Below are 20,739 nucleotides of genomic sequence, written 5' to 3'. Positions count from 1 at the left end.
CGGTGCGCACCATCCGCTTTTCCGCAGAGCGGGCGTGGGTGTCCGGCACCGCCGCCGCCCAGCCGAGCGGCGCTGGGCATCCGCAGGAGACGTGATCGTCCCTTCCGATCGGCACACCCCCGTGCCATCTATCCACGACCCAGGACGAGGGGGCGCAGCATGGACGCATTCACCGCAGGACTTCTGCAGCGCATAAGGGCGACCGAGTCCGATCTGTCCCGGGCTCGCGACGAGGGCGACGAGTTCCTCGTCGAGGTGGAGCAGGGTGAGCTCGATGACCTGCGCCGTCTCGCCGCCGAGCACGGTGTGGAGGTCGGCGCGACGAGCGTCTGACTCAAGGCTTGTACGGCGGGCCCCGGCGAATCCAGCGCCGGAGCCCGCCGCTTTGTCTCACGGCGGTGTTCACGACGGTGCCCTCGGCGGTGTTCACGGGGTGTTCGAGGTACCGCCGGCCGTCGTTCGCCGGGCCTTGCGGTGCTGCTGCCTTCCGCCGGCCGTCGTTCGCCGTGGCGCTGCCGCCGTTCCGCCGGCCGGCGGGGGGCCTCTCAGTCGTGCCAGGCGCCGAAGTCCTCCAGGAGGCGCTGGAGGGGCTCGAAGACGCCCGGGGTCCCGGCGACCGTCAGGTCGCCCGAGGGGCGCTCTCCGGGGCGTCCACCGGTCAGCGCGCCCGCTTCCCGGGCGATCAGGTCGCCCGCCGCGAGGTCCCAGGCGTGCAGTCCGCGCTCGTAGTAGCCGTCGAGGCGTCCCGCGGCCAAGTCGCACAGGTCGACCGCCGCCGAACCGCCGCGCCGGATGTCGCGCAGCAGCGGGATCAGCCGCCGGGCGACCTCCGCTTGGTGGGCGCGGACCTCGGCGACGTAGTTGAAGCCGGTGGAGACCAGGGCCTGGTCCAGGGGCGGCGCGGGGCGGCAGGCCAGCCGGCGTTCGCCGTCCCAGGCGCCGGTGGCCCAGGCGCCGTGCCCGCGCACCGCGTGGAACGTCTCGCCGCGCATCGGGGCCGTGACGACTCCGACCACGGTCTCGCCGTCCTGTTCGGCGGCGACGGAGACGGACCAGGTGGGCAGTCCGTAGAGGTAGTTGACCGTGCCGTCGAGGGGGTCGATCACCCAGCGGACGCCGCTGGTGCCCTCGGTGGAGGCGCCCTCCTCGCCGAGGATGCCGTCGTCCGGGCGGTGCTCTGCGATCAGTCCCGTGATCAGCTTCTCCGCCGCGATGTCCATCTCCGTGACGACGTCGATGGGGCTGGACTTCGTCGCGGCGACCGCCAGGTCGGCCGGGCGGCCGTCCCGCAGCAGCGCGCCGGCGCGGCGGGCGGCCTCCTGGGCGAGTGCGAGCAGATCCGAGTGCAGGGGGTCGGTCACGGGGCTCCTCACGCGTAGGGGCTGTCGGCGCCCGCGGCGGCGGGCCGGGGGGCGCGGGCCGGGCAGCAGCCGACCGGGCAGAGGTTGTGGCTCGCGCCGAGCGCGCCCAGGGCGCACGGCGTGACCTCCTGCCCGCGCTCGGCGGCGGCGCGTTCCAGGACGAGCTCGCGGACCGCGGCGGCGAACCTCGGGTCGTCCCCGACGGTGGCCGAGCGGCGCATCGGCAGCCCCAGCTCCTCCGCCTTGGCCTCGGCCTCCGTGTCGAGGTCGTAGAGGACCTCCATGTGGTCGGAGACGAAGCCGATGGGGGCGATCACGACGGCCGGGACGCCGGCCGCGTGCCGCTCCTCCAGGTGGTCGCAGATGTCGGGCTCCAGCCACGGGATGTGCGGGGCGCCGGAGCGGGACTGGTAGACGAGCTGCCAGGGGTGGTCGACGCCGGTGCGCTCCCGGACGGCCTCGGCGATCAGCTTCGCCATGTCCAGGTGCTGCCGCACGTACGCGCCGCCGTCGCCGTGGCCCTCCACGGGCCCGGAGGTGTCGGCGGCGGACGTGGGGATCGAGTGCGTCGAGAAGGCGAGGTGCGCCCCGTCGCGGACGTCCTCGGGCAGCTCCTCCAGGGAGCGGATGACCCCGTCGATCATGGGCTCCAGGAAGCCCGGGTGGTTGAAGTAGTGCCGCAGCTTGTCGATCTTCGGAAGGTCCAGGCCCTCGCTCTCCAGGGCGGCGAGCGCGTCGGCGAGGTTCTCGCGGTACTGGCGGCAGCCCGAGTACGAGGCGTAGGCGCTGGTGGCCAGGACCAGGATGCGGCGGCGGCCGTCGCGGACCATCTCGCGCAGGGTGTCGGTGAGGTACGGCGCCCAGTTGCGGTTGCCCCAGTAGACCGGCAGGTCCAGGCCGTGCTCGGCGAAGTCCTTGCGCAGGGCGTCCAGCAGGGCGCGGTTCTGGTCGTTGATCGGGCTGACCCCGCCGAAGAGGAAGTAGTGCCGGCCGACCTCCTTGAGGCGCTCGGTGGGGATGCCGCGCCCGCGGGTCACGTTCTCCAGGAACGGGACCACGTCGTCCGGGCCCTCCGGGCCGCCGAAGGAGAGCAGGAGCAGGGCGTCGTAGGGGGTGACATCACGCGCGTCTGGCATGACTCCGATCCTGCCACCCTGCACTGACAGCCGGGAAACGGCGGGGTGGCACCCGCGCGGCGCGCTGGCGGGCCGGCCTCGGGGATGGTCGAACAGGTGCGCCAGAGACGCGCGGAGCCGTAAGCTGTGTCGACTGCGTTCGCAGCTTACTGAGCCTTTCGGAGTCCCCGTTGCCCAGCCCTTACCGCGCCCTGTTCGCCGCCCCCGGCACCAAGGGCTTCTCCGCCGCGGGCTTCCTCGGCCGGATGCCGCTGTCGATGATGGGCATCGGCGTGGTCACGATGGTCTCCCAGCTCACCGGGCGGTACGGCCTGGCCGGTGCCCTGTCGGCGACGATCGCGCTGGCCGCGGCGGTGGCCGGACCGCAGGTCTCGCGCCTGGTGGACCAGTACGGGCAGCGGCGGGTGCTGCGCCCGGCGACGCTGGTCTCGCTCGCGGCGGCGGCCCTGCTGCTGCTCGCCGCGCACTACGGGTGGCCGGACTGGGTCCTGTACGTGGCCTGCGTCGGCATCGGCTGCGTGCCGAGCGTCGGCGCGATGATCCGGGCCCGCTGGGCGACCCTGTACCGGGGCACGCCGCAGCTGCACACCGCGTACTCGTTCGAGTCCGTGGTGGACGAGGTGTGCTTCATCTTCGGGCCGATCATCTCCATCGGCCTGTCCACGGCCTGGTTCCCGGAGGCCGGTCCGCTGCTCGCCGCCTGCTTCCTCGCGGTGGGCGTGTTCTGGCTGACCGCGCAGCGCGCCACCGAGCCCGAGCCGCATCCGCGCGAGCGCAAGGGCGGTGGCAGCGCGCTGCGCGCACCCGGGCTGCAGGTCCTGGTGGCCACCTTCGTCGCCACCGGGGCGATCTTCGGCGCGGTCGACGTGGTGACCGTGGCCTTCGCCGACGAGGAGGGGCACAAGGCGGCCGCGAGCGTCGTCCTCGCGCTGTACGCGGCGGGTTCCTGTGTGGCGGGCATGGTCTACGGGTTGATGCACTTCGCCGGGGCACCGGAACGTCGGTGGTTGCTGGGCGTGTGCGCCATGGCCGTGAGTATGATCCCACTTCTACTGGTCGGAAACTTGCCGTTCCTGGCCGTGGCGCTGTTCGTTGCGGGTCTGTCCATCGCGCCGACGATGATCACGACGATGTCCCTCATCGAAGAGCACGTACCACGCGCGCAGCTCACCGAGGGCATGACCTGGGTGAGCACCGGTCTCGCGGTGGGGGTCGCGCTCGGCTCCTCCGCGGCCGGCTGGGTGATCGACGCCGCCGGCGCGCGCGCCGGGTACGGGGTTCCGGCGGTGTCCGGTGCCGTCGCGGTCGCGGTGGGTTTCCTCGGTTACCGCCGGCTCACGCGGCCGGCTCCGGGTCGGGGAGGCTCCGTTGAGCAGCACAGCGAACGGAAAGAACGGCACGTGGCGTAACTGGGGCGGCAACGTCTCGGCGCGCCCCGCGCGGGAGGTCACCCCGGCCTCCGTCGACGAGCTGGCCGACGCCGTGCGTCAGGCCGCCGAGGACGGCCTGACGGTGAAGGCCGTCGGCTCGGGCCACTCCTTCACGTCCATAGCCGCGACCGACGGTGTGTTGATCCGCCCTCAACTGTTGACCGGCATACGCCGGATCGACCGCGAGAACATGACGGTCACGGTGGAGGCCGGCACCCCGCTCAAGAGACTCAATGTCGCGCTGGCGCGCGAGGGCCTGTCGCTGACCAACATGGGCGACATCATGGAGCAGACCGTCTCCGGCGCCACCGGCACGGGCACGCACGGCACGGGCCGCGACTCCGGTTCGATCGCCGCGCAGATCAAGGGCCTGGAACTGGTCACGGCCGACGGCTCGGTCCTCACCTGCTCCGAGAAGGAGAACCCGGAGGTCTTCGCGGCCGCCCGCATCGGCCTGGGCGCCCTGGGCATCGTCACCGCGCTCACGTTCGCCGTGGAGCCGATCTTCCTGCTCACGGCCCGCGAGGAACCGATGCCGTTCGACCGGGTCCTGGCGGACTTCGAGGAACTCTGGGCCGAGAACGAGCACTTCGAGTTCTACTGGTTCCCGCACACCGGCAGCACCAACACCAAGCGCAACAACCGCAGCGCGGGCCCGGAGCAGCCGGTGCCGCAGGTCACGGGCTGGATCGAGGACGAGTTCCTCTCCAACGGGGTGTTCCAGGTGGCCAACTGGGTGGGCCGGGCGGTGCCCGCGACGATCCCCTCGATCGCCCGCATCTCCAGCAAGGCCCTGTCCGCGCGGACCTACACCGACATCCCCTACAAGGTCTTCACCTCCCCGCGCCGGGTGCGCTTCGTGGAGATGGAGTACGCCGTCCCGCGCGCCGCCGTCGTCGAGGTGCTGCGCGAACTGAGGACCATGGTGGACCGCTCGGGCCTCAAGGTCAGCTTCCCCGTTGAGGTGCGCACCGCGCCCGCCGACGACATCACCCTCTCCACCGCCTCCGGCCGCGACAGCGCCTATGTCGCCGTGCACATGTTCCGGGGCACGCCCTACCACCGCTACTTCACCGCGGCCGAGCGCATCTTCACCGCCCACGAGGGCCGTCCGCACTGGGGCAAGATCCACACCCGGGACGCGGAGTACTTCTCCCGGGTGTATCCGCGCTTCGGCGAGTTCACGGCGCTGCGGGACCGTCTGGATCCCGATCGGCTGTTCCGGAACGACTACTTGCGGAGGGTGCTGGGGGCGTAGGCGACGCGCTGGGGGTGGTGCGCTCCGGGTCCTCGCCTCCGGTGGTGTCCGGCGCCGGCGTGGAAGGGGACGCCGTACCGCCGGAGTCACCGGAATCGCCCGAGTCAGCGGAGCCACGCGGGGAAGGCGAGGCACCCCCGCCCGGTGCGGAGCCGGTGGACGGAACATCCGAGGCGCCGCCGTCACCTTCCGAACCCGCGTCGGAACCCCCGGGCGTCCTGGAGTCGCCCGAGGTGCCCGACTTCTCCGAACCGCCGGAGTCCCGCGAGGAGTCGCCGCCGCCGGAGAAGGCGTCACCGACGGTGGTGCTGCGACCGCCGCCGAGGTTGTGGCCGGACGCCAGCTCGTAGGTGGTGATTCCGGCCATCGCGACACCGAAGACGAGGGCCGCCGCGAGCACCGGCCGCTTCCAGCCCCGGGCCCGGGCGCGGTAGACGGTGCCGGTGGTGAACTCGCCGGGCGGCGGAGGCGATTGCGGCGCCGACGCGGCCGCCGGCCCCGGGGTCGTGGCCGTCGCACCGCGGAGTTGTTCGCCGGTGCGCTTGAAGAAGTGCTGGAAGAGGGAACCGCCGCAGGTGGCGACGACACTGACCACGCCGGCGCCCACGATCGTGCCGTACACCCCGAAGTACGAGGCCAGTTTGGCCGCGAGCACCGCCGCCAGGGCGCCACCGGCGACCTGCGACACGTTCAGATCGATCCTCCTGGACGTCCCCGTCTCGGGTTCGCCCATCTCGCCGACACCATCGGGCCTTTCACGCATCCCCGGACCTTGCCTGCCTTTCCCGTACATGGTCGATCAACTGCACAAGAAGGGGACGTGCGACCGAAACCCTTAGTTCCGATTCCGGCGATTACGTGAAGTTCCCCACGTTCAAGATCGCGGAACGGGGGCATGGGGCGGCCAAGTCCCCCCTCTTGCCAGAAGTTGGGCGGCGTGCCAATCCACGCACGTGGCCCGAATGGAGTACTGTTGCGAGCCCTGGGTCCGGTCTCCCTTCAGGGTGCACGGGACCTTTAAGGACCGCCGGGAGGGGGCTAGTTGCACAGGGTGATGAAGTTCGTCACTTAGCGTTGCGAATAGGTAACCGTGCCATAACGGCGATCCAGGGCCCGCGCCCGACACGCCGGGCAACTCGGCAAGGTTGTGGCAGGCTGCACCCGGGCAGGCCACACTCGACTAGCGGAAGCAGCGACGCACGTGACGTCGGCAGGCACCACCCGGGAGGTCCCCATGCCCGAACTGCGTGTCGTGGCCGTCTCGAATGACGGCACACGGCTGGTGCTGAAGGCTGCGGACAGCACGGAGTACACGCTTCCGATCGACGAACGGCTCCGCGCCGCCGTGCGCGGCGACCGTCCCCGCCTCGGCCAGATCGAGATCGAGGTGGAGAGCCACCTCCGCCCCCGCGACATCCAGGCGCGTATACGTGCCGGCGCGACCGCGGAAGAGGTCGCGCAGATGGCCGGCATCCCCGTCGACCGGGTCCGCCGCTTCGAGGGTCCGGTGCTCGCCGAGCGCGCGTTCATGGCCGAGCGGGCCCGCAAGACTCCGGTCCGCCGCCCCGGCGAGAACTCCGGTCCGCCGCTGGGCGAGGCCGTGCAGGAGCGGCTGCTGCTGCGCGGGGCCGACAAGGACACCGTCCAGTGGGACTCGTGGCGTCGTGACGACGGCACGTGGGAGGTCCTGCTGGTCTACCGCGTCGCGGGCGAACCACACTCGGCGAGCTGGACGTACGACCCGCCGCGGCGGCTCGTCCAGGCAGTCGACGACGAGGCCCGCTCACTGATCGGCGAGTCCGACGACCTGGCCGCGCCCGAGCCCAGCTTCCCGTTCGTGCCGCGGATCGCACGGCTGCCGCGCGACAGGCCGCTGGACCGGCCCGGCGACCGCGAGCGGCCGAGCCTGCCCGCGCCGGCCTCCGAGCCCGACGAGGAGACCCTGGCCATCACGGCCTCGACCGAACGGGACTCGCTGACCAGCCTCCTGGAGGCGGTGCCGAGCTTCCGCGGCGACCTGGTGGTTCCCGAGCGCCCCGCGCCGGAGCCCGAGGAGGAGCCCGTCGTCGAGTCCGAGGAGGAGGAGCCGCCGGCTCCCGCCGCCTCGGCCGGTTCCGCGTACGCGGACGTGCTCATGCCGCGTTCCGTGGGCAGCCACCGCGACCGTCTCATCGGCGCCACCGACCGTCAGGCGGAGGCCGACGGCGTCCGCCCGGGCCGCCGAGCGGCCGTGCCGAGCTGGGACGAGATCGTGTTCGGGACCCGGCGCAAGAAGCAGGAGTAGCCGGCCGGGTCGGTCGTCGTCCATGTGACTACGCCTGAGGGCCGCGCCGTACCGGGTGCGGCCCTCATGCGCGTCTGATCACCCAGGGCGGCCGCGCACGTCCGAGCGCTCAGGGCCGTGCGCGTCCCGGGCGTTCATCGACGCACGCGTCCCGGGTGCTCAGGGCCGTGCGCGTCTCAAGCGCTCGGGCCGTGCGCAGCCGGTCACTGGGGGTCGGGGCCCACCGCGACCGGGCGGGCCGGGTCCGCCGACCACTCCGACCACGAGCCCACGTACAGGTGTGCCGGGATGCCCGCGACCGCGAGCGCCAGCACCTGGTGCGCCGCCGACACGCCCGACCCGCAGTACACGCCCACGGGTGAACTCTGCGACACACCGAGGTTCTTGAAGCGTTCCCGGAGCTCATCGGCGGGCAGGAAACGGCCGTCCGCGCCCACGTTCTCCGTCGTGGGCGCGGACACCGCGCCCGGGATGTGCCCGGCCACCGGGTCGATCGGCTCGACCTCGCCCCGGTACCGCTCCCCCGCCCGCGCGTCCAGCAGCACCCCGGACCGCGCCAGCTCCGCCGCCGCGTCCGCGTCGAGCAGTCCCGCCGCCCCCGGCTCGGGCGCGAAGTCGCCCTCCGCCGGATCCGGCACGGCCGTCTCCAGCGGCCCCTCCCAGGCCGGCAACCCGCCGTCGAGGACCCGCACGTCCGGGTGACCCGTCCAGCGCAGCAGCCACCATGCCCGGGCCGCCGCCCAGCCCTGGCCGCCGTCGTAGACGACCACCGGCGTCCGGGACGACACGCCCGCCGCGCGCATCGCCGCGCCGAAGCGCGCCAGGTCGGGCAGCGGATGCCGGCCGCCCGTGCCCGGAGCCGAGGCCAACTCCCGGTCCAGGTCGACGTAGACGGCCCCCGGCAGGTGCCCTGCCTCGTACGCGGCCCGGCCGTCGAACGGCGGTTCGCCGGACGCCTTGGCCGCGGTGAGCTGCCAGCGGACGTCGAGCAGGACCGGCGGGGTCGGGCCCGTCAGAGCGTGCGCGAGGTCGGATGCGGAGATGATGGCGTTCATGCTCCCCATCCTCGCGCACCGGGTGGCCGAGCCGTCGCGGTCCGGCTACTCTGCTCCGCCGAGCCGGGTCGATCACTCGGTGTACGGGAACAAGCACATGCTGTACAGCTGAACGACACCTGTCGATAAGCGCGCCGCAAGGGACAGCGCCCCGCACATCGGGCATTCTCCCGGACAAAGGTCGTCCCGCGGGGCGAGCCCTACGAGGGCTGCGGAGAGCACGGCCACCGCCAGGCCGAGAAGAGAGTGACGATGAGCGACGCACCGGCGTCCGCCGGCCCGAGCGGCAAAACACCCGCTCGGCACGCGCCCGGCACACCCTGCTGGGTGAGCCTGATGGTGCACGGCCTGGCCGCGACCGAGGAGTTCTACGGGGCGCTGTTCGGCTGGGAGTTCCGGCCCGGCCCCCAGCAGCTCGGCCCGTATGTGCGCGCGCTGCTGGACGGGCACGAGGTGGCCGGCATCGGCCAACTGCCGCCGGACCGGCACCTGCCCATCGCGTGGACCCCCTACTTCGCCTCGCGCAACGCCGATCTGACGGCCGAGACGGTGCGCAGCTGCGGCGGCACCATCGGGGTGGGCCCGCTGGACGCCGCCGACGCCGGCCGGCTGGCGATCGGCTCCGACCCGTCCGGCGCGGTCTTCGGCGTGTGGCAGCCCGCCGCGCACCTGGGCACGGCCGTCTCGGACGTCGCCGGCACCCCCGCCTGGAACGAGCTGCTGACCTTCGAGTCGGCCACCGTCGCCAAGTTCTACCGGACGGTGTTCGGCTACGAGGAGGAGCCGGTCGTCTCCGCCGACTTCGACTACGTCACCCTGCAGCTCGGCGGCCGGCCCGTCGCGGGCGTGCACGGAATGGGACAGTCGCTGCCCCGCGACCGGGGGCCGCACTGGGTGACGTACTTCCAGGTCGACGACGTCGGGGACGCCCTGGACCACCTCGTCCACCTGGGCGGGACCGTCCTGAAGCCGGTGCGCGACACCCCGCAGGGGCGCGTGGCGGCGGTGGCGGATCCGGAGGGAGCGCGGTTCGCGCTGCTGCAGCGGCCGGACTGACGGACGCCGCCAGGCCCCTGCCACCGGGACCCCGCCACCGGGACACCGCCACCGGGACCCTGCCACCGGGCCGCTGCCCGGCAGGGCGGTCGGACGGTCAAGCGGTCAAGCAGTCAGGCGGTCAGGCGGACGTGACCGGCAGGACGTCCGGGGACAGGGCCGCCGCGCGGGCCGTCGCCGCGGTCATGCGGCGGCGGTGGTGGCGGCGGCACAGCACCTCGTAGCCGACCTCGTCGGCGGAGCGGGTGACGTCGCCGACGACCACCTGGGCGCCCTCGACGACCATGACGCCGCCTATCGTGCGGGCGTTGTGCGTGGCGCGTGCGCCGCACCAGCACAGGGCCTCGACCTGGAGCACCTCGACCCGGTCGGCCAGCTCCACCAGCCGCTGGGAGCCCGGGAACAGCTTGGAGCGGAAGTCGGTCGTGATGCCGAAGGCGTACACGTCCAGGCCCAGGTCGTCGACCACGCGGGCGAGTTGGTCGATCTGCTCGGGGGCGAGGAACTGCGCCTCGTCGGCGATGACGTAGTCGGCCCGGCCGCCCTGGGAGAGGTGGTCGACGAGGTAGGCGTACAGGTCCTGCCCGTCCTCGACCTCCACGGCGTCCGTGACCAGGCCGAGCCGTGAGGACAGCTTGCCGTGGCCGGCGCGGTCATCCCGGGAGAAGATCATGCCCTGCAGTCCGCGCGCCGAGCGGTTGTGCTCGATCTGGAGAGCCAGCGTCGACTTCCCGCAGTCCATCGTTCCGGAGAAGAACACCAGCTCGGGCATGGGGGGTTGAGCACCTTTCGGCGGAAGGGATCGGCGTGCGGTCTCAGGAGCGTACTTCGAGCAGGGGGACCAGCTGCTCGGCGGGGGTCATCGAACCGTGGTTGCCGACCATCGCCGACTCCTTGGGCTCCCGCTCGGAGGCGATGAGCAGGACGTCGTCGCGCGCGGCGGCGACCACGTCCCCGATCCGGTCGTAGACCCGGGCGTCGATGTGCGGGCCGAACCAGCCCGCCTCGATGGCCTGGTCGCGGGAGGCGACCCAGAACTGCTCGCCGAGCACCTCGCGCCAGCAGGTCAGCACGTCGTTCGCGGCGCCCGGTACCGCGTAGACGTGCCGGGCGCGGCCCTCGCCGCCGAGCAGGGCGACGCCGGCGCTGAGCTCCCAGTCCTCGTCGAAGTCGATGCGGTGCTGCTCGCCGAAGGGCACGTCGATCATGCCGTGGTCGGCGGTGACGTAGAGGGCGCTGCGCGGGGGCAGTTGCTCCGCGAGGCGCTGGACCAGGCGGTCGGCGTACATGAGCTGGCCGCGCCAGGCGTCGGAGTCGACGCCGAAGCGGTGGCCGGCGCCGTCGACCTCGGCGAAGTACGTGTAGACCAGGGAGCGGTCGCCGGCGGCCAGTTGCCCGGCCGCCAGGTCCATCCGCTCCTCGCCGGTCAGCCGCCCCAGGAACGTTCCGCCACTGAGCGCCACCCGGGTGAGCGGGGTGTTCTCGAAGGTCGGGGAGGACACCTGCGCGGCGTGCACACCGGCCTCGTGGGCCAGCTGGAAGACAGTCGGGTACGGCTGCCAGGGGCCGGGCGGGGTCCAGGGCTGCCAGCGCAGCTGGTTCATCAGCTCGCCGGTGTCGGGGTTGCGCACGGTGTAGCCGGGCAGGCCGTGCGCGCCGGGCGGCAGGCCGGTGCCGACGGAGGCCAGGGAGGTCGCCGTGGTCGCCGGGTAGCCGGCGGTGAGCGGACGTCCGGTGCCGCCGCGCGAGGTCGCGAGCAGGGACGTCATGAACGGGGCGTCCTCGGGATGCGCCTTCAGCTGCTCCCAGCCGAGGCCGTCGATCAGGAACACGCAGTTCCGGTCGGCCGGGGTCAGCTCGGGGATCGCGGCGGTCATGCCGGGCACGCCCAGCCCGGCGGCCAGCGTGGGCAGCAGGTCGGCGAGGGAGCCGCTGCCGTACTCGGGGGTCGGTGCGGAGGCCACGGCGAGCGGTTCGGGGTGGTGGTCCCAGGCCGTCTTCGGCTGTGCCATCAGCGGGCGCTGTCCGCGGTCGCCTCGGAGAGGGCCTGCGCGAAGTCGAGCGCCTGGCGCACCGTCTCCGGTCCGTCGCCGGCCTCGCTGACGCGCAGGCTGAGGTCGTCGGCCGTGGAGTTGCCGGTGTAGCCGTGGTCCGCTTCGCAGTTGGGGTCGCCGCAGGCGGCCGGCTCCAGATCGATGCGGGAGACGGCGCCCCAGCCGATGGTGAGCACCACCTCGCGGGGCAGGGTGCCCGGCTTGTACGACTCCGGGTTGGCGACCACGCGGCTGACCACGATCGAGGAGATGCGGCCGATCTTCACGGACTCCGTGGACGTCGTGGCGTACGGCGTCGGGGACGTGCTGTCGGCGGCCTGCTCGTCGGTGTGGCTGACGATGAAACGGTGGTCCGTGAGGACGAGCACCGTCACGTGCCGGCGCACCTCGTTCTGGTCGAACGTCGTCTCCTGGTGGACCAGGTACGACCGGATGGGCTCGCCGCCCACGGCGGCCTCCACCGCCTCGGCCACGAGGGCCGGGTAGTAGCCGCTGCGCTCGATCGCCGCCCGCAGCCCCTGGGTCGTCGTACTGGTCTTGGCCATGACGCCCATCCTACGGGGGACCACTGACTGCGAGGCACCGCTCGCCCCCTGTCCGTGCGAGGGCGGGGCTCCCCTCAGGGCTCGGGGGTCCCTTCAGTGCGGGGAGGGTCCCTTCAGTACGCGGGGAGGGTCGCTCAGTACGCGGGGCGGACCGCTCAGTACGCGGGGAGGGTCCGCGGGCCGAGGTCGTCGCGGGCGGGGGGCGGCGCGAGGCGGACGGAGGCGCCCAGGACGCTCAGACCGTGCGAGGCGACGACGACCGGCTCCAGGGTGACCGCCACGACCTCGGGGTGGTCGTCGACCAGCCGGGAGACCCGCAGCAGCAGCTCCTCCAGGGCACGGGTGTCGGCCGGAGCGGAGCCGCGCCAGCCGAAGAGCAGGGGGGCCGTGCGGATGGAGCGCACCAGCGTGCTCGCCTCGCGGTCGGTGACGGGGATCAGCCGGTGCGCCGTGTCCCCGAGCAGCTGCGAGGCGGCCCCGGCCAGCCCGAAGGAGAGCACCGCGCCGGCCGCCGGGTCGATGACCGCCCGTACGACGACGTCGACGCCGCGCGGCGCCATCCGCTGCACCACGGGGCGCAGCTCGTCGGGCGCGCCGAACAGCTCGGTCAATTCGGCGTACGACCGGCGCAGTTGCTCCTCGTCCGCGAGGTCGAGGCGAACGCCGCCCAGGTCGGAGCGGTGCCTCAGGTGGGGGGCGGTGGCCTTCAGGGCCACGGGGTAGCCGAGGGCGCGGGCGGCGTCAGCGGCGGCGTCCGCGGTCGGGGCGGGCAGGGCGCGGTGGACGTCGACGCCGTAGTGGCCGAGCAGGTCGCAGGTCGCGTCCGTGCTCAGGGTGAGGCCCTGCCCGCTCGAGAGCAGCCCGTCGATCAGGGCGGCGGCGCCCTTCTGGTCGACGTCGTCGTACTCGGGCACCTTGCCGGGGTCGGCGGCCTCGCGCCGCCACTGGGCGTACGAGAAGGCCTGGCCGAGCGCGCGGACGGCGCGTTCGGCGGCGGGATAGGCGGGGATGAGGTGGGTGCCCTCGGGGGCGTCGGCGGCGGGCCGTGCCGCGGCGGACGCCGGGTCGGGAGCGGGCAGCGGGGACTTGTCCGTCTCGGGCTGGGGTGCCGTGCTCGCCGCGGCCGACAGGGCCTCGGCCAGACCGCCGAGCTCGACGTGGACCACCAGGACCGGCTTGGCCGGCGCGGCGGCCGCGGCCGAGCGCAGGGCCTCGGCGAGGGCGGCGTCCCCGACCGAGCCCTCCCCCACCGCCGGGATCGCGGTGACGACCACCGCGTCGCACCGGTCGTCGGCCAGTGCGCGCGACAGGGCCGCGTGGAAGTCCGCGGCGGAGGCGGCCGTGGTCAGGTCCTGCGGAGGGTGCGGCCGCAGTCCCTCGGCCAGGCAGGCGTCGTAGGTGAGCAGGCCGAGCGACTCGGAGTTGCCGAGGATCGCCACCCGGGGTCCGGCGGGCAGGGGCTGGCGGGCGAGGAGCAGGCCGGCGTCCACCAGCTCGGTGATCGTGTCGACCCGGATCACGCCGGCCTGCCGCAGCAGGGCGGAGACGGTGGCGTGCGGCAGCCGCGTCGCCCGTACGGCGTGTCCCTGGGGAGCAGCTCCGTGCCGGGCGCCCTGGACCACGACCAGGGGCTTCGCCGCGGCGGTCCGGCGGGCGAGGCGGGTGAACTTGCGGGGGTTGCCGATGGACTCCAGGTACATGAGGACGACATCGGTGTCGGGGTCCTCGTACCAGTACTGCAGGACGTCGTTGCCGGAGACGTCGGCGCGGTTGCCGGAGGAGACGAACGTGGAGACGCCGGTGACGCCCGTGACACCGCCGCCGCGCCGGTGCAGCCGGGACAGCAGGGCGATGCCGATGGCGCCGGACTGGGCGAACAGGCCGATCCGGCCCGGGCGGGGCACCTCGGGGGCGAGGGAGGCGTTGAGCCGCACCCGGGGGGAGGTGTTGATGATGCCGAAGGCGTTCGGGCCGATGATGCGCATGCCGTACGTGCGCGCCTGGCGCACGAGGGCGCGCTGGCGTTCGCGTCCCTCTGGCCCGCTCTCGGCGTACCCCGCGGAGACGACGACGAGTCCCTGCACGCCGTGTTCGCCGCACTCGGTGACGACCTCCGGGACCTGTTCGGCCGGCACGGCGACGACCGCGAGGTCCACGGGGCCGTCGATGTCCCGCACGGAGCGGTGAGCGGGCACCCCGTCGAGCTCCTTCTGCTCCTCGGGCAGGGCCTTGTTCACGGCGTGGAGGCGGCCGGTGAAGCCGGCGTCCCGGATGTTGCCGAGGACGCTGCGGCCCACCCCGCCCGGGGAGCGCCCCGCGCCGATGACGGCGACCGAGCCGGGGGCGAGCAGCCGCTGCACGGACCGGGCCTCGGCGCGGTGTTCGCGCGCGTACTGCACGGCGAGGGAGCGGTCGGTGGGCTCCAGGTCGAACTCCAGGCGGACCACGCCGTCCTCGAAGCTGCGCTTCTGGGTGTACCCGGCGTCCGTGAACACCTTGATCATCTTGGTGTTGGCGGGCAGCACCTCGGCGGCGAAGCGGCGGATGCCGCGCTCCCGGGCGACGGCGGCGATGTGTTCGAGCAGGGCGGAGGCGACCCCGCGGCCCTGGTGGGCGTCCTGGACCAGGAAGGCGACCTCGGCCTCGTCGGCGGGCACGGAGGCGGGCGTCCCGTCCGGGCCGATCCGGTCGTAGCGTACGGTGGCGATGAACTCGCCGCCGACCGTGGCCGCGAGTCCCACCCGGTCCACAAAGTCGTGGTGCGTGAAGCGGTGGACGTCCTTGGCGGACAGGCGAGGGTACGGCGCGAAGAAGCGGTAGTACTTCGACTCGTCGGAGACCTGCTCGTAGAAGCTGACGAGACGCTCGGCGTCATCGACGGTGATGGGCCGGATGCGCGCGGTGCCCCCGTCGCGCAGCACCACGTCGGCTTCCCAGTGGGCGGGATACTCGTGCCGGTCCGGCGAGGTCTGCATGGGCCCCAGAGTACGGCTAGCGCCTGACAACGGCGCGAGGCAGTCTGTGGAGGGCGTCAGTCGGGTCGAGGCCGCGATCCGACGGCACCGGCGGGGCGGAACGACAGGTCCGCCCCGGGCCTCACGTATGGGAAACTGGTCTAGACAACCCTGAACAGCGAAGGGCAGCAACACATGGCTGAGCGCCGCGTCAACGTCGGCTGGGCCGAGGGTCTCCACGCCCGCCCCGCCTCCATCTTCGTCCGAGCCGCCACGGCCGCAGGCGTCCCGGTGACGATCGCCAAGGCAGACGGCAACCCCGTCAACGCGGCCTCCATGCTCGCCGTCCTGGGCCTCGGCGCCCAGGGTGGCGAGGAGATCGTCCTCGCCTCCGACGCCGAGGGCGCCGACGCCGCCCTGGACCGGCTGGCGAAGCTGGTCTCCGAGGGCCTTGAGGAACTGCCCGAGACCGTCTGAGTCGTTCGAGCGGTTTTCCACGGGTGAAGCCGCGCCGGCCCGCATGGCCGGCGCGGCATCACTCATTTCCGGGGTCCGGTCGCCAAGAATTCACGCGGTTCGTCCGCACGGCCGGCCGTAAAATGGCAGCAGAAATAATTCCCCGCGAATTCACCACTCTTTGTATACGGCTCACGTGTTAATGCCGCGGGCTCGCCGTGTTTACGGCATGTTGCGGATTCCTCACACGCTCGCCGCGCTCCCGCGGCCCGCCGAGGCGCAGCCGGTGCGCGGCCGTCGAGCGCTCGGTGTGCAGCGCCGTGACCGCCCGGGCGCGCTCGCTGTCACCGCGCGCCACCGCGTCCACGATCGCGCCGTGCTCGGCCCAGGACTCGCCCGGATCGGCCGGCGCCTCCACCGCGTACATCCAGGCGATCTTGTGGCGCAGCTGGGTGAGCATCGCGATCAGGGCGGGGCTGCCGGAGGCCTGGGCCAGCGTCTCGTGGAACCAGCTGCCCAGGGAACGCAGGTCGTCGCTGGTACCCCGGCGGGCGCGCTCCTGACCCAGCCGGACCAGGCCGCGCAGCACCTTCAGATGGGCCTCGGTGCGCCGCTGGGCGGCCCGGGCGGCGCCGAGCGGCTCCAGCAGCGCCCGCATCTCCAGCAGGTCGGCGGCCTCCTGCTCGGTGGGTTCGGCCACGCAGGCGCCCGCGTGCCGCCGGGTCACCACGAAGCCCTCGGCCTCCAGCGTGCGCAGGGCCTCCCGGACGGGGACGCGCGAGACGCCGTAGCGGCGCGCGAGGAGTTCCTCGGTGAGCCGGCTGCCGCGCTCGTGGACACCCGCGACGATGTCGTCCCGGATGGCCGTGCACACCGAGTGCGCGGGAATACGCATGACCCGACCTCCGCTTAATCCCCGTGAAACGTCGATGAGTGACGTGTGTTCCGTGACTCTATTGCAACCAGCCGGAATTTCCGACGGCAGCCCCGAATCCATGGATATTTTTTGGACAGAGGCCCGGTGAATGCCGAAAGGCCCCGGCTCGGTGAGCCGGGGCCTTTCGGGCACTGAAGGGGTGGCGTCAGAGGTTCACGCCGTGCGAGCGGAGGTAGGCGAGGGGGTCGATGTCCGAGCCGTACTCCGGGCTCGTCCGGGCCTCGAAGTGCAGGTGCGCACCGGTGACGTTGCCGGTCGCGCCGGACAGGCCGATCTGCTGGCCCGGGGTGACCTGCTGGCCCACCGAGACGCCGACGGACGACAGGTGGCCGTACTGGGTGTACGTCCCGTCGTTCATCTTGATCACGACCTGGTTGCCGTAGGCACCGCCCCAGCCGGCCTCGACGACCGTGCCCGCGCCGACCGCGTGGACGGACGTGCCGGTGGCGGCGTGGAAGTCGATGCCGGTGTGGCTGCCGGAGGACCAGACGGCGCCGCCGGCCTTGTAGCCGGTGGAGACGTAGGAACCCGGGATCGGGGACACGTAGCTGTTGAGGCGCTTGCGCTCGGCCTCGCGGGCGGCGCGCTCCTTGGCCTCGCGGGCCTTCTCGGCGGCCTCCTTGGCCTTCTTCGCCGCCTCGGCGGCGCGCTCGCGAGCGGCCTGTTCGGCCTTCTCCTTGGCGGCGGCCATCTCGGCCGCCTGCTTCTGCGCGACGGCCTGGGCGTCGATCTGCTGGGCCACGGTGTCACCCATGGTGACGACCGGGGTGAGGCCGGTCTGCTCGACCGCCGGCTCGGAGGCGGCGAAGGCCGGGGCGGCCACACTACCGATCACTCCGGTGGTGGCGAGCGCCGCGACGCCCGCCGCGCGGGCCGTGCCGCGCTGGATCCTGCTGGGACGGCGATGCTTGCCGGTGGCGCGCGTGAACGCCATGAAGTGGCTGGTCCTTTCCTTCCCTCTCGCCTACCGGGTTAGCTGACGGGTTCGGAGCAGGAAGGTCTCCTACGGACCCCCTCGCGACTCGCGCGCGGGCGTCCGATTCACCCCAGGGACTGCGGTTGGGTCCCCGGCTCCCCTGGCTCGCGCCGTACGGGGACTCGGCGATGACTGTCCGGTGCCGCGGGTGCGGCGCACTGCCTGACGAACAGCCCGCACGAAGCTAAGCGGGGCCACTTTCAATTCCCAAACGGATCGGGCCTTTTGTAGCGCATCCCACAGGGCAGACAGGCAACTCCCGCCCCAATTCGGACATTAAGGAGCCCTGGTGCCTTAGAAGACAACCAGGGCTCCTGCGCGCGCGTGCCGTTACTCGGCGGCCACGACCGTGACGTCGCCGATGCCCAGGGCCTCCACAGGGGCCTTGATCTGCGCCGCGTCGCCCACGAGGACGGTCACCAGACGGTCCACCGGGAAGGCGCTGACGGCCGCCGCCGTCGCCTCCACCGTGCCCGTCGCGGCGAGCTGGCGGTACAGCGTGGCCTGGTAGTCGTCGGGCAGGTGCTGCTCGACCTGGTCGGCCAGCGTGCTCGCGACGGCCGCGGCGGTCTCGTACTTCAGCGGTGCGACCCCGACCAGGTTCTGCACGGCCACGTCCCGCTCGGCGTCGGTCAGGCCCTCGGCGGCGAGGGTGCGCAGCACCGTCCACAAGTCCTGCAGGGCCGGGCCGGTGTTGGGCGTGTCCACGGACCCGCTGATGGCGAGCATCGAGGCACCGGACCCGTCGGGCGCGGAGCGCAGCACCTGGGCGAAGGACCGTACGCCGTAGGTGTAGCCCTTCTCCTCGCGCAGGACGCGGTCCAGGCGGGAGGTGAGGGTGCCGCCGAGGCAGTACGTGCCGAGGACCTGGGCGGGCCAGACGCGGTCGTGCCGGTCCGGGCCGATCCGGCCGATGAGCAGCTGCGTCTGGACGGCGCCCGGGCGGTCCACGATGACGACCCGGCCGGTGTCGTCGGCGGTCACGGGCGGCACCGGGCGCGGCTCGGCCGTGGAGCCGGTCCAGGAGCCCAGGGTGTCGCCGAGCAGGGCGTCCAGGTCGATGCCGGTCAGGTCGCCGACCACGACGGCCGTGGCCGTGGCGGGGCGGACGTGCTTCTCGTAGAAGGCGCGCACGGCCGCGGAGTCGATCGCTGCGACCGTCTCCTCGGTGCCCTGCCGGGGCCGCGACATGCGCGAGTCCGCCGGGAACAGCTCCTTGGAGAGTTCCTTGGCGGCGCGGCGGGAGGGGTTGGCCAGCTCGTGCGGGATCTCGTCGAGGCGGTTGCGCACCAGCCGCTCGACCTCGCTGTCGGCGAACGCGGGCGCCCTGAGGGCGTCGGCGAGCAGACCGAGTCCCTTGGCGAGCCGGGAGGCCGGGACCTCCAGGCTGATCCGGACACCGGGGTGGTCGGCGTGCGCGTCGAGGGTGGCGCCGGCGCGCTCCAGCTCGGCGGCGAACTCCTCGGCGGAGTGCTTGTCGGTGCCCTCCGAGAAGGCCCGCGCCATGATCGTGGCCACGCCGTCCAGGCCGGCCGGCTCGGCCTCCAGGGGGGCGTCCAGCAGCACCTCCACGGCGACGACCTGCTGGCCCGGGCGGTGGCAGCGCAGCAGCGTCAGGCCGTTGTCCAGCGTGCCGCGCTCGGGGGCCGGGAAGGCCCAGGGCCGGGCCTCGCCCGCCTGCGGCCGGGGGTGGAAGTCCATCGTGGCGAGCTCGGTCACTTGGCCGCCTCCTCGTTCTCGTCGCCGGCCGCGGCTGCGGTGTCCCCGGCTGTGTCGGCGTCGTCGGTCTCGGCGGTCTCGGCGGTCTCGTCGGCTGTCTCGTCGGCGACCGGCTCGTAGACGAGCACCGCGCGGTTGTCGGGGCGCAGGCGGGCCTTGGCGACCTCCTGCACCTCCTCCGCCGTCACCTCCAGCACGCGCTGCACGGCGGTCAGCGCCAGCTGCGGGTCGCCGAACAGCACCGCGTACCGGCACAGTTCGTCGGCGCGGCCCGCGACCGTGCCGAGCCGGTCCAGCCATTCGCGCTCCAGCTGGGCCTGGGCGCGCTCCATCTCCTCGGCCGTCGGGCCCTGCTCGGCGAACCGGGCGAGCTCCTCGTCGATGGCGGCCTCGATGACCGGCACCTCCACGTCACCGGACGTCTTCACGTCCAGCCAGCCCAGGGAGGGCGCCCCGGCGAGCCGCAGCAGGCCGAAGCCCGCCGCGACGGCCGTACGGTCGCGCCGCACCAGGCGGTTGTACAGGCGGGAGGACTCGCCGCCGCCGAGGACCGTGAGGGCCAGGTCGGCCGCGTCGCACGCGCGCGTGCCGTCCTCGGGCAGGCGGTAGGCGGCCATCAGGGCGCGCGCCGGGACGTCCTCCTCGACGACCTCGCGCAGCTGCTCGCCGATGATCTCGGGCAGCGAGCCGTCACGCGGCGCCGGCTTGCCGTCGTGACCGGGGATGGAGCCGAAGTACTTCTCGATCCAGGCCAGGGTCTGCTCCGGGTCGATGTCGCCGACCACGGAGAGGACGGCGTTGTTCGGCGCGTAGTACGTGCGGAAGAACGCGCGCGCGTCCTCCAGGGTGGCCGCGTCCAGGTCGGCCATGGAGCCGATGGGCGTGTGGTGGTAGGGGTGGCCCTCGGGGTAGGCGAGGGCGGTGAGCTTCTCGAAGGCGGTGCCGTAGGGGACGTTGTCGTAGCGCTGGCGGCGCTCGTTCTTCACGACGTCCCGCTGGTTCTCCATCGACTCCTCGTCGAGGGCGGCGAGCAGGGAGCCCATGCGGTCGGCCTCCAGCCAGAGGGCGAGCTCCAGCTGGTGGGCGGGCATGGTCTCGAAGTAGTTGGTCCGCTCGAAGCTGGTGGTGCCGTTCAGCGAGCCGCCCGCGCCCTGGACGAGCTCGAAGTGGCCGTTGCCCTTGACCTGGGCGGAACCCTGGAACATCAAGTGCTCGAAAAGGTGAGCCAGGCCGGTACGGCCCTTGACTTCGTGGCGTGAGCCGACGTCGTACCAGAGGCACACCGCCGCGACGGGGGTCAGGTGGTCCTCGGAGAGCACCACGCGCAGACCGTTGGCCAGGCGGTGCTCGGTCGCTGTCAGGCCCCCGGAGCCTGCCTGGGCTGTGGCCGTGTGACCCATGGGCATGTACGTCCCTTCGATCGCGGAGCGGTCTTCACAACCGCGGATTCCTGCCGGTCCTGCCACTGTATGCAAGCGTGCGAAGCGCTGGTGAAGTTCCCGGCGCCGACCTGGTCCC

General features: G+C 72.9%; 18 protein-coding genes and 1 riboswitch. Of the genes, 6 read left to right on the top strand and 12 right to left on the bottom strand.

Going from position 1 to position 20,739, the window contains the following annotated elements:
- Window positions 1-159 precede the first annotated feature (159 nt).
- Window positions 160-333: a hypothetical protein gene (locus tag CHR28_RS37765; RefSeq protein WP_179272427.1), complete on the top strand. Its 174-nt coding sequence runs from the start codon at window positions 160-162 to the stop codon at window positions 331-333.
- Window positions 334-545: 212 nt separating this feature from the next.
- Here CHR28_RS37765 and CHR28_RS13860 read toward each other — a convergent pair whose 3' ends face one another.
- Together CHR28_RS13860 and CHR28_RS13855 are read right to left on the bottom strand one after the other, a co-directional pair.
- On the bottom strand, window positions 546-1,361 hold the full coding sequence (locus CHR28_RS13860; RefSeq protein ID WP_094053898.1) for an inositol monophosphatase family protein: 816 nt from the start codon (window positions 1,359-1,361) through the stop codon (window positions 546-548).
- 8 nt (window positions 1,362-1,369) lie between these two features.
- On the bottom strand, window positions 1,370-2,497 hold the full coding sequence (locus tag CHR28_RS13855) for a ferrochelatase (protein WP_094053897.1): 1,128 nt from the start codon (window positions 2,495-2,497) through the stop codon (window positions 1,370-1,372).
- 170 nt (window positions 2,498-2,667) lie between these two features.
- Here CHR28_RS13855 and CHR28_RS13850 point away from each other — a divergent pair, with 170 nt between their 5' ends.
- Window positions 2,668-3,906, top strand: coding sequence for an MFS transporter (locus CHR28_RS13850; RefSeq protein WP_094053896.1), 1,239 nt, complete (start codon window positions 2,668-2,670; stop codon window positions 3,904-3,906).
- On the top strand, window positions 3,866-5,185 hold the full coding sequence (locus tag CHR28_RS13845) for a D-arabinono-1,4-lactone oxidase (protein ID WP_094053895.1): 1,320 nt from the start codon (window positions 3,866-3,868) through the stop codon (window positions 5,183-5,185). Before CHR28_RS13850 ends, CHR28_RS13845 begins: the two co-directional genes overlap by 41 nt.
- On the opposite strand, the gene CHR28_RS13840 is transcribed toward CHR28_RS13845, so the two are convergent.
- Window positions 5,109-5,918, bottom strand: coding sequence for a hypothetical protein (locus CHR28_RS13840; RefSeq protein WP_094053894.1), 810 nt, complete (start codon window positions 5,916-5,918; stop codon window positions 5,109-5,111). The two genes, CHR28_RS13845 and CHR28_RS13840, sit on opposite strands and share 77 nt — an antisense overlap.
- 501 nt (window positions 5,919-6,419) lie before the next feature.
- Here CHR28_RS13840 and sepH point away from each other — a divergent pair.
- A complete protein-coding gene (gene sepH / locus CHR28_RS13835; protein WP_094053893.1) occupies window positions 6,420-7,469 on the top strand; it encodes a septation protein SepH in 1,050 nt (349 codons plus the stop codon).
- Between the two features lie 203 nt (window positions 7,470-7,672).
- On the opposite strand, the gene CHR28_RS13830 is transcribed toward sepH, so the two are convergent.
- A complete protein-coding gene (locus tag CHR28_RS13830; RefSeq protein WP_094053892.1) occupies window positions 7,673-8,524 on the bottom strand; it encodes a sulfurtransferase in 852 nt (283 codons plus the stop codon).
- Between the two features lie 252 nt (window positions 8,525-8,776).
- Here CHR28_RS13830 and CHR28_RS13825 point away from each other — a divergent pair, with 252 nt between their 5' ends.
- Window positions 8,777-9,580: a VOC family protein gene (locus CHR28_RS13825; RefSeq protein ID WP_094053891.1), complete on the top strand. Its 804-nt coding sequence runs from the start codon at window positions 8,777-8,779 to the stop codon at window positions 9,578-9,580.
- Between the two features lie 121 nt (window positions 9,581-9,701).
- Here CHR28_RS13825 and CHR28_RS13820 read toward each other — a convergent pair whose 3' ends face one another.
- The 4 genes from CHR28_RS13820 to CHR28_RS13805 form a co-directional block, all read right to left on the bottom strand.
- Window positions 9,702-10,352, bottom strand: coding sequence for a thymidine kinase (locus CHR28_RS13820; protein WP_094053890.1), 651 nt, complete (start codon window positions 10,350-10,352; stop codon window positions 9,702-9,704).
- Between the two features lie 43 nt (window positions 10,353-10,395).
- Entirely contained in the window at window positions 10,396-11,592 is a 1,197-nt protein-coding gene (locus tag CHR28_RS13815) for an alkaline phosphatase family protein (RefSeq protein ID WP_094053889.1), read from the bottom strand.
- Window positions 11,592-12,179, bottom strand: coding sequence for a DUF5998 family protein (locus CHR28_RS13810; RefSeq protein ID WP_094053888.1), 588 nt, complete (start codon window positions 12,177-12,179; stop codon window positions 11,592-11,594). The genes CHR28_RS13815 and CHR28_RS13810 overlap by 1 nt, the downstream gene beginning before the upstream one ends.
- Before the next feature lie 155 nt (window positions 12,180-12,334).
- On the bottom strand, window positions 12,335-15,154 hold the full coding sequence (locus CHR28_RS13805) for a bifunctional acetate--CoA ligase family protein/GNAT family N-acetyltransferase (protein WP_094053887.1): 2,820 nt from the start codon (window positions 15,152-15,154) through the stop codon (window positions 12,335-12,337).
- A gap of 174 nt (window positions 15,155-15,328) precedes the next feature.
- Between CHR28_RS13805 and CHR28_RS13795 the strand changes: the two genes are divergently transcribed.
- The gene (locus tag CHR28_RS13795) at window positions 15,329-15,610 is read left to right on the top strand and encodes an HPr family phosphocarrier protein (protein ID WP_003993478.1); all 282 of its coding nucleotides are present in this window, start codon (window positions 15,329-15,331) and stop codon (window positions 15,608-15,610) included.
- A 178-nt stretch (window positions 15,611-15,788) separates the two neighbouring features.
- On the opposite strand, the gene CHR28_RS13790 is transcribed toward CHR28_RS13795, so the two are convergent.
- From CHR28_RS13790 to CHR28_RS13775, 4 genes are all read right to left on the bottom strand, one after another.
- Window positions 15,789-16,484 (bottom strand): GntR family transcriptional regulator, encoded by a 696-nt coding sequence (locus CHR28_RS13790; protein WP_094053886.1) that lies wholly within the window; start codon window positions 16,482-16,484, stop codon window positions 15,789-15,791.
- 187 nt (window positions 16,485-16,671) lie between these two features.
- Window positions 16,672-17,460 (bottom strand): M23 family metallopeptidase, encoded by a 789-nt coding sequence (locus tag CHR28_RS13785; RefSeq protein ID WP_094053885.1) that lies wholly within the window; start codon window positions 17,458-17,460, stop codon window positions 16,672-16,674.
- Window positions 17,461-17,472: 12 nt separating this feature from the next.
- A riboswitch (cyclic di-AMP (ydaO/yuaA leader) is annotated at window positions 17,473-17,640 on the bottom strand.
- Between the two features lie 192 nt (window positions 17,641-17,832).
- On the bottom strand, window positions 17,833-19,221 hold the full coding sequence (locus tag CHR28_RS13780; protein ID WP_094053884.1) for a M16 family metallopeptidase: 1,389 nt from the start codon (window positions 19,219-19,221) through the stop codon (window positions 17,833-17,835).
- The gene (locus CHR28_RS13775; RefSeq protein WP_094053883.1) at window positions 19,218-20,627 is read right to left on the bottom strand and encodes a M16 family metallopeptidase; all 1,410 of its coding nucleotides are present in this window, start codon (window positions 20,625-20,627) and stop codon (window positions 19,218-19,220) included. Before CHR28_RS13775 ends, CHR28_RS13780 begins: the two co-directional genes overlap by 4 nt.
- Between the last annotated feature and the right edge of the window lie 112 nt (window positions 20,628-20,739).

Origin of the sequence: Streptomyces sp. XY006 (assembly GCF_002237655.1) — a bacterium.
Lineage (GTDB): Bacteria > Actinomycetota > Actinomycetes > Streptomycetales > Streptomycetaceae > Streptomyces > Streptomyces levis.
The sequence above is the reverse complement of the archived record's forward strand: the minus strand, read 5'-3'. Positions and strand labels throughout refer to the sequence as shown.

What these genes read in the sequence shown, in the direction of transcription:
- CHR28_RS13785 (WP_094053885.1), bottom strand. Translation starts at nt 17,460, where the DNA reads ATGGCGTTCACGCGCGCCACCGGCAAGCATCGCCGTCCCAGCAGGATC.
- sepH (WP_094053893.1), top strand. Translation starts at nt 6,420, where the DNA reads ATGCCCGAACTGCGTGTCGTGGCCGTCTCGAATGACGGCACACGGCTG.
- CHR28_RS13815 (WP_094053889.1), bottom strand. Translation starts at nt 11,592, where the DNA reads ATGGCACAGCCGAAGACGGCCTGGGACCACCACCCCGAACCGCTCGCC.
- CHR28_RS37765 (WP_179272427.1), top strand. Translation starts at nt 160, where the DNA reads ATGGACGCATTCACCGCAGGACTTCTGCAGCGCATAAGGGCGACCGAG.
- CHR28_RS13830 (WP_094053892.1), bottom strand. Translation starts at nt 8,524, where the DNA reads ATGAACGCCATCATCTCCGCATCCGACCTCGCGCACGCTCTGACGGGC.
- CHR28_RS13820 (WP_094053890.1), bottom strand. Translation starts at nt 10,352, where the DNA reads ATGCCCGAGCTGGTGTTCTTCTCCGGAACGATGGACTGCGGGAAGTCG.
- CHR28_RS13805 (WP_094053887.1), bottom strand. Translation starts at nt 15,154, where the DNA reads ATGCAGACCTCGCCGGACCGGCACGAGTATCCCGCCCACTGGGAAGCC.
- CHR28_RS13855 (WP_094053897.1), bottom strand. Translation starts at nt 2,497, where the DNA reads ATGCCAGACGCGCGTGATGTCACCCCCTACGACGCCCTGCTCCTGCTC.
- CHR28_RS13795 (WP_003993478.1), top strand. Translation starts at nt 15,329, where the DNA reads ATGGCTGAGCGCCGCGTCAACGTCGGCTGGGCCGAGGGTCTCCACGCC.
- CHR28_RS13775 (WP_094053883.1), bottom strand. Translation starts at nt 20,627, where the DNA reads ATGCCCATGGGTCACACGGCCACAGCCCAGGCAGGCTCCGGGGGCCTG.
- CHR28_RS13810 (WP_094053888.1), bottom strand. Translation starts at nt 12,179, where the DNA reads ATGGCCAAGACCAGTACGACGACCCAGGGGCTGCGGGCGGCGATCGAG.
- CHR28_RS13840 (WP_094053894.1), bottom strand. Translation starts at nt 5,918, where the DNA reads ATGGGCGAACCCGAGACGGGGACGTCCAGGAGGATCGATCTGAACGTG.
- CHR28_RS13825 (WP_094053891.1), top strand. Translation starts at nt 8,777, where the DNA reads ATGAGCGACGCACCGGCGTCCGCCGGCCCGAGCGGCAAAACACCCGCT.
- CHR28_RS13790 (WP_094053886.1), bottom strand. Translation starts at nt 16,484, where the DNA reads ATGCGTATTCCCGCGCACTCGGTGTGCACGGCCATCCGGGACGACATC.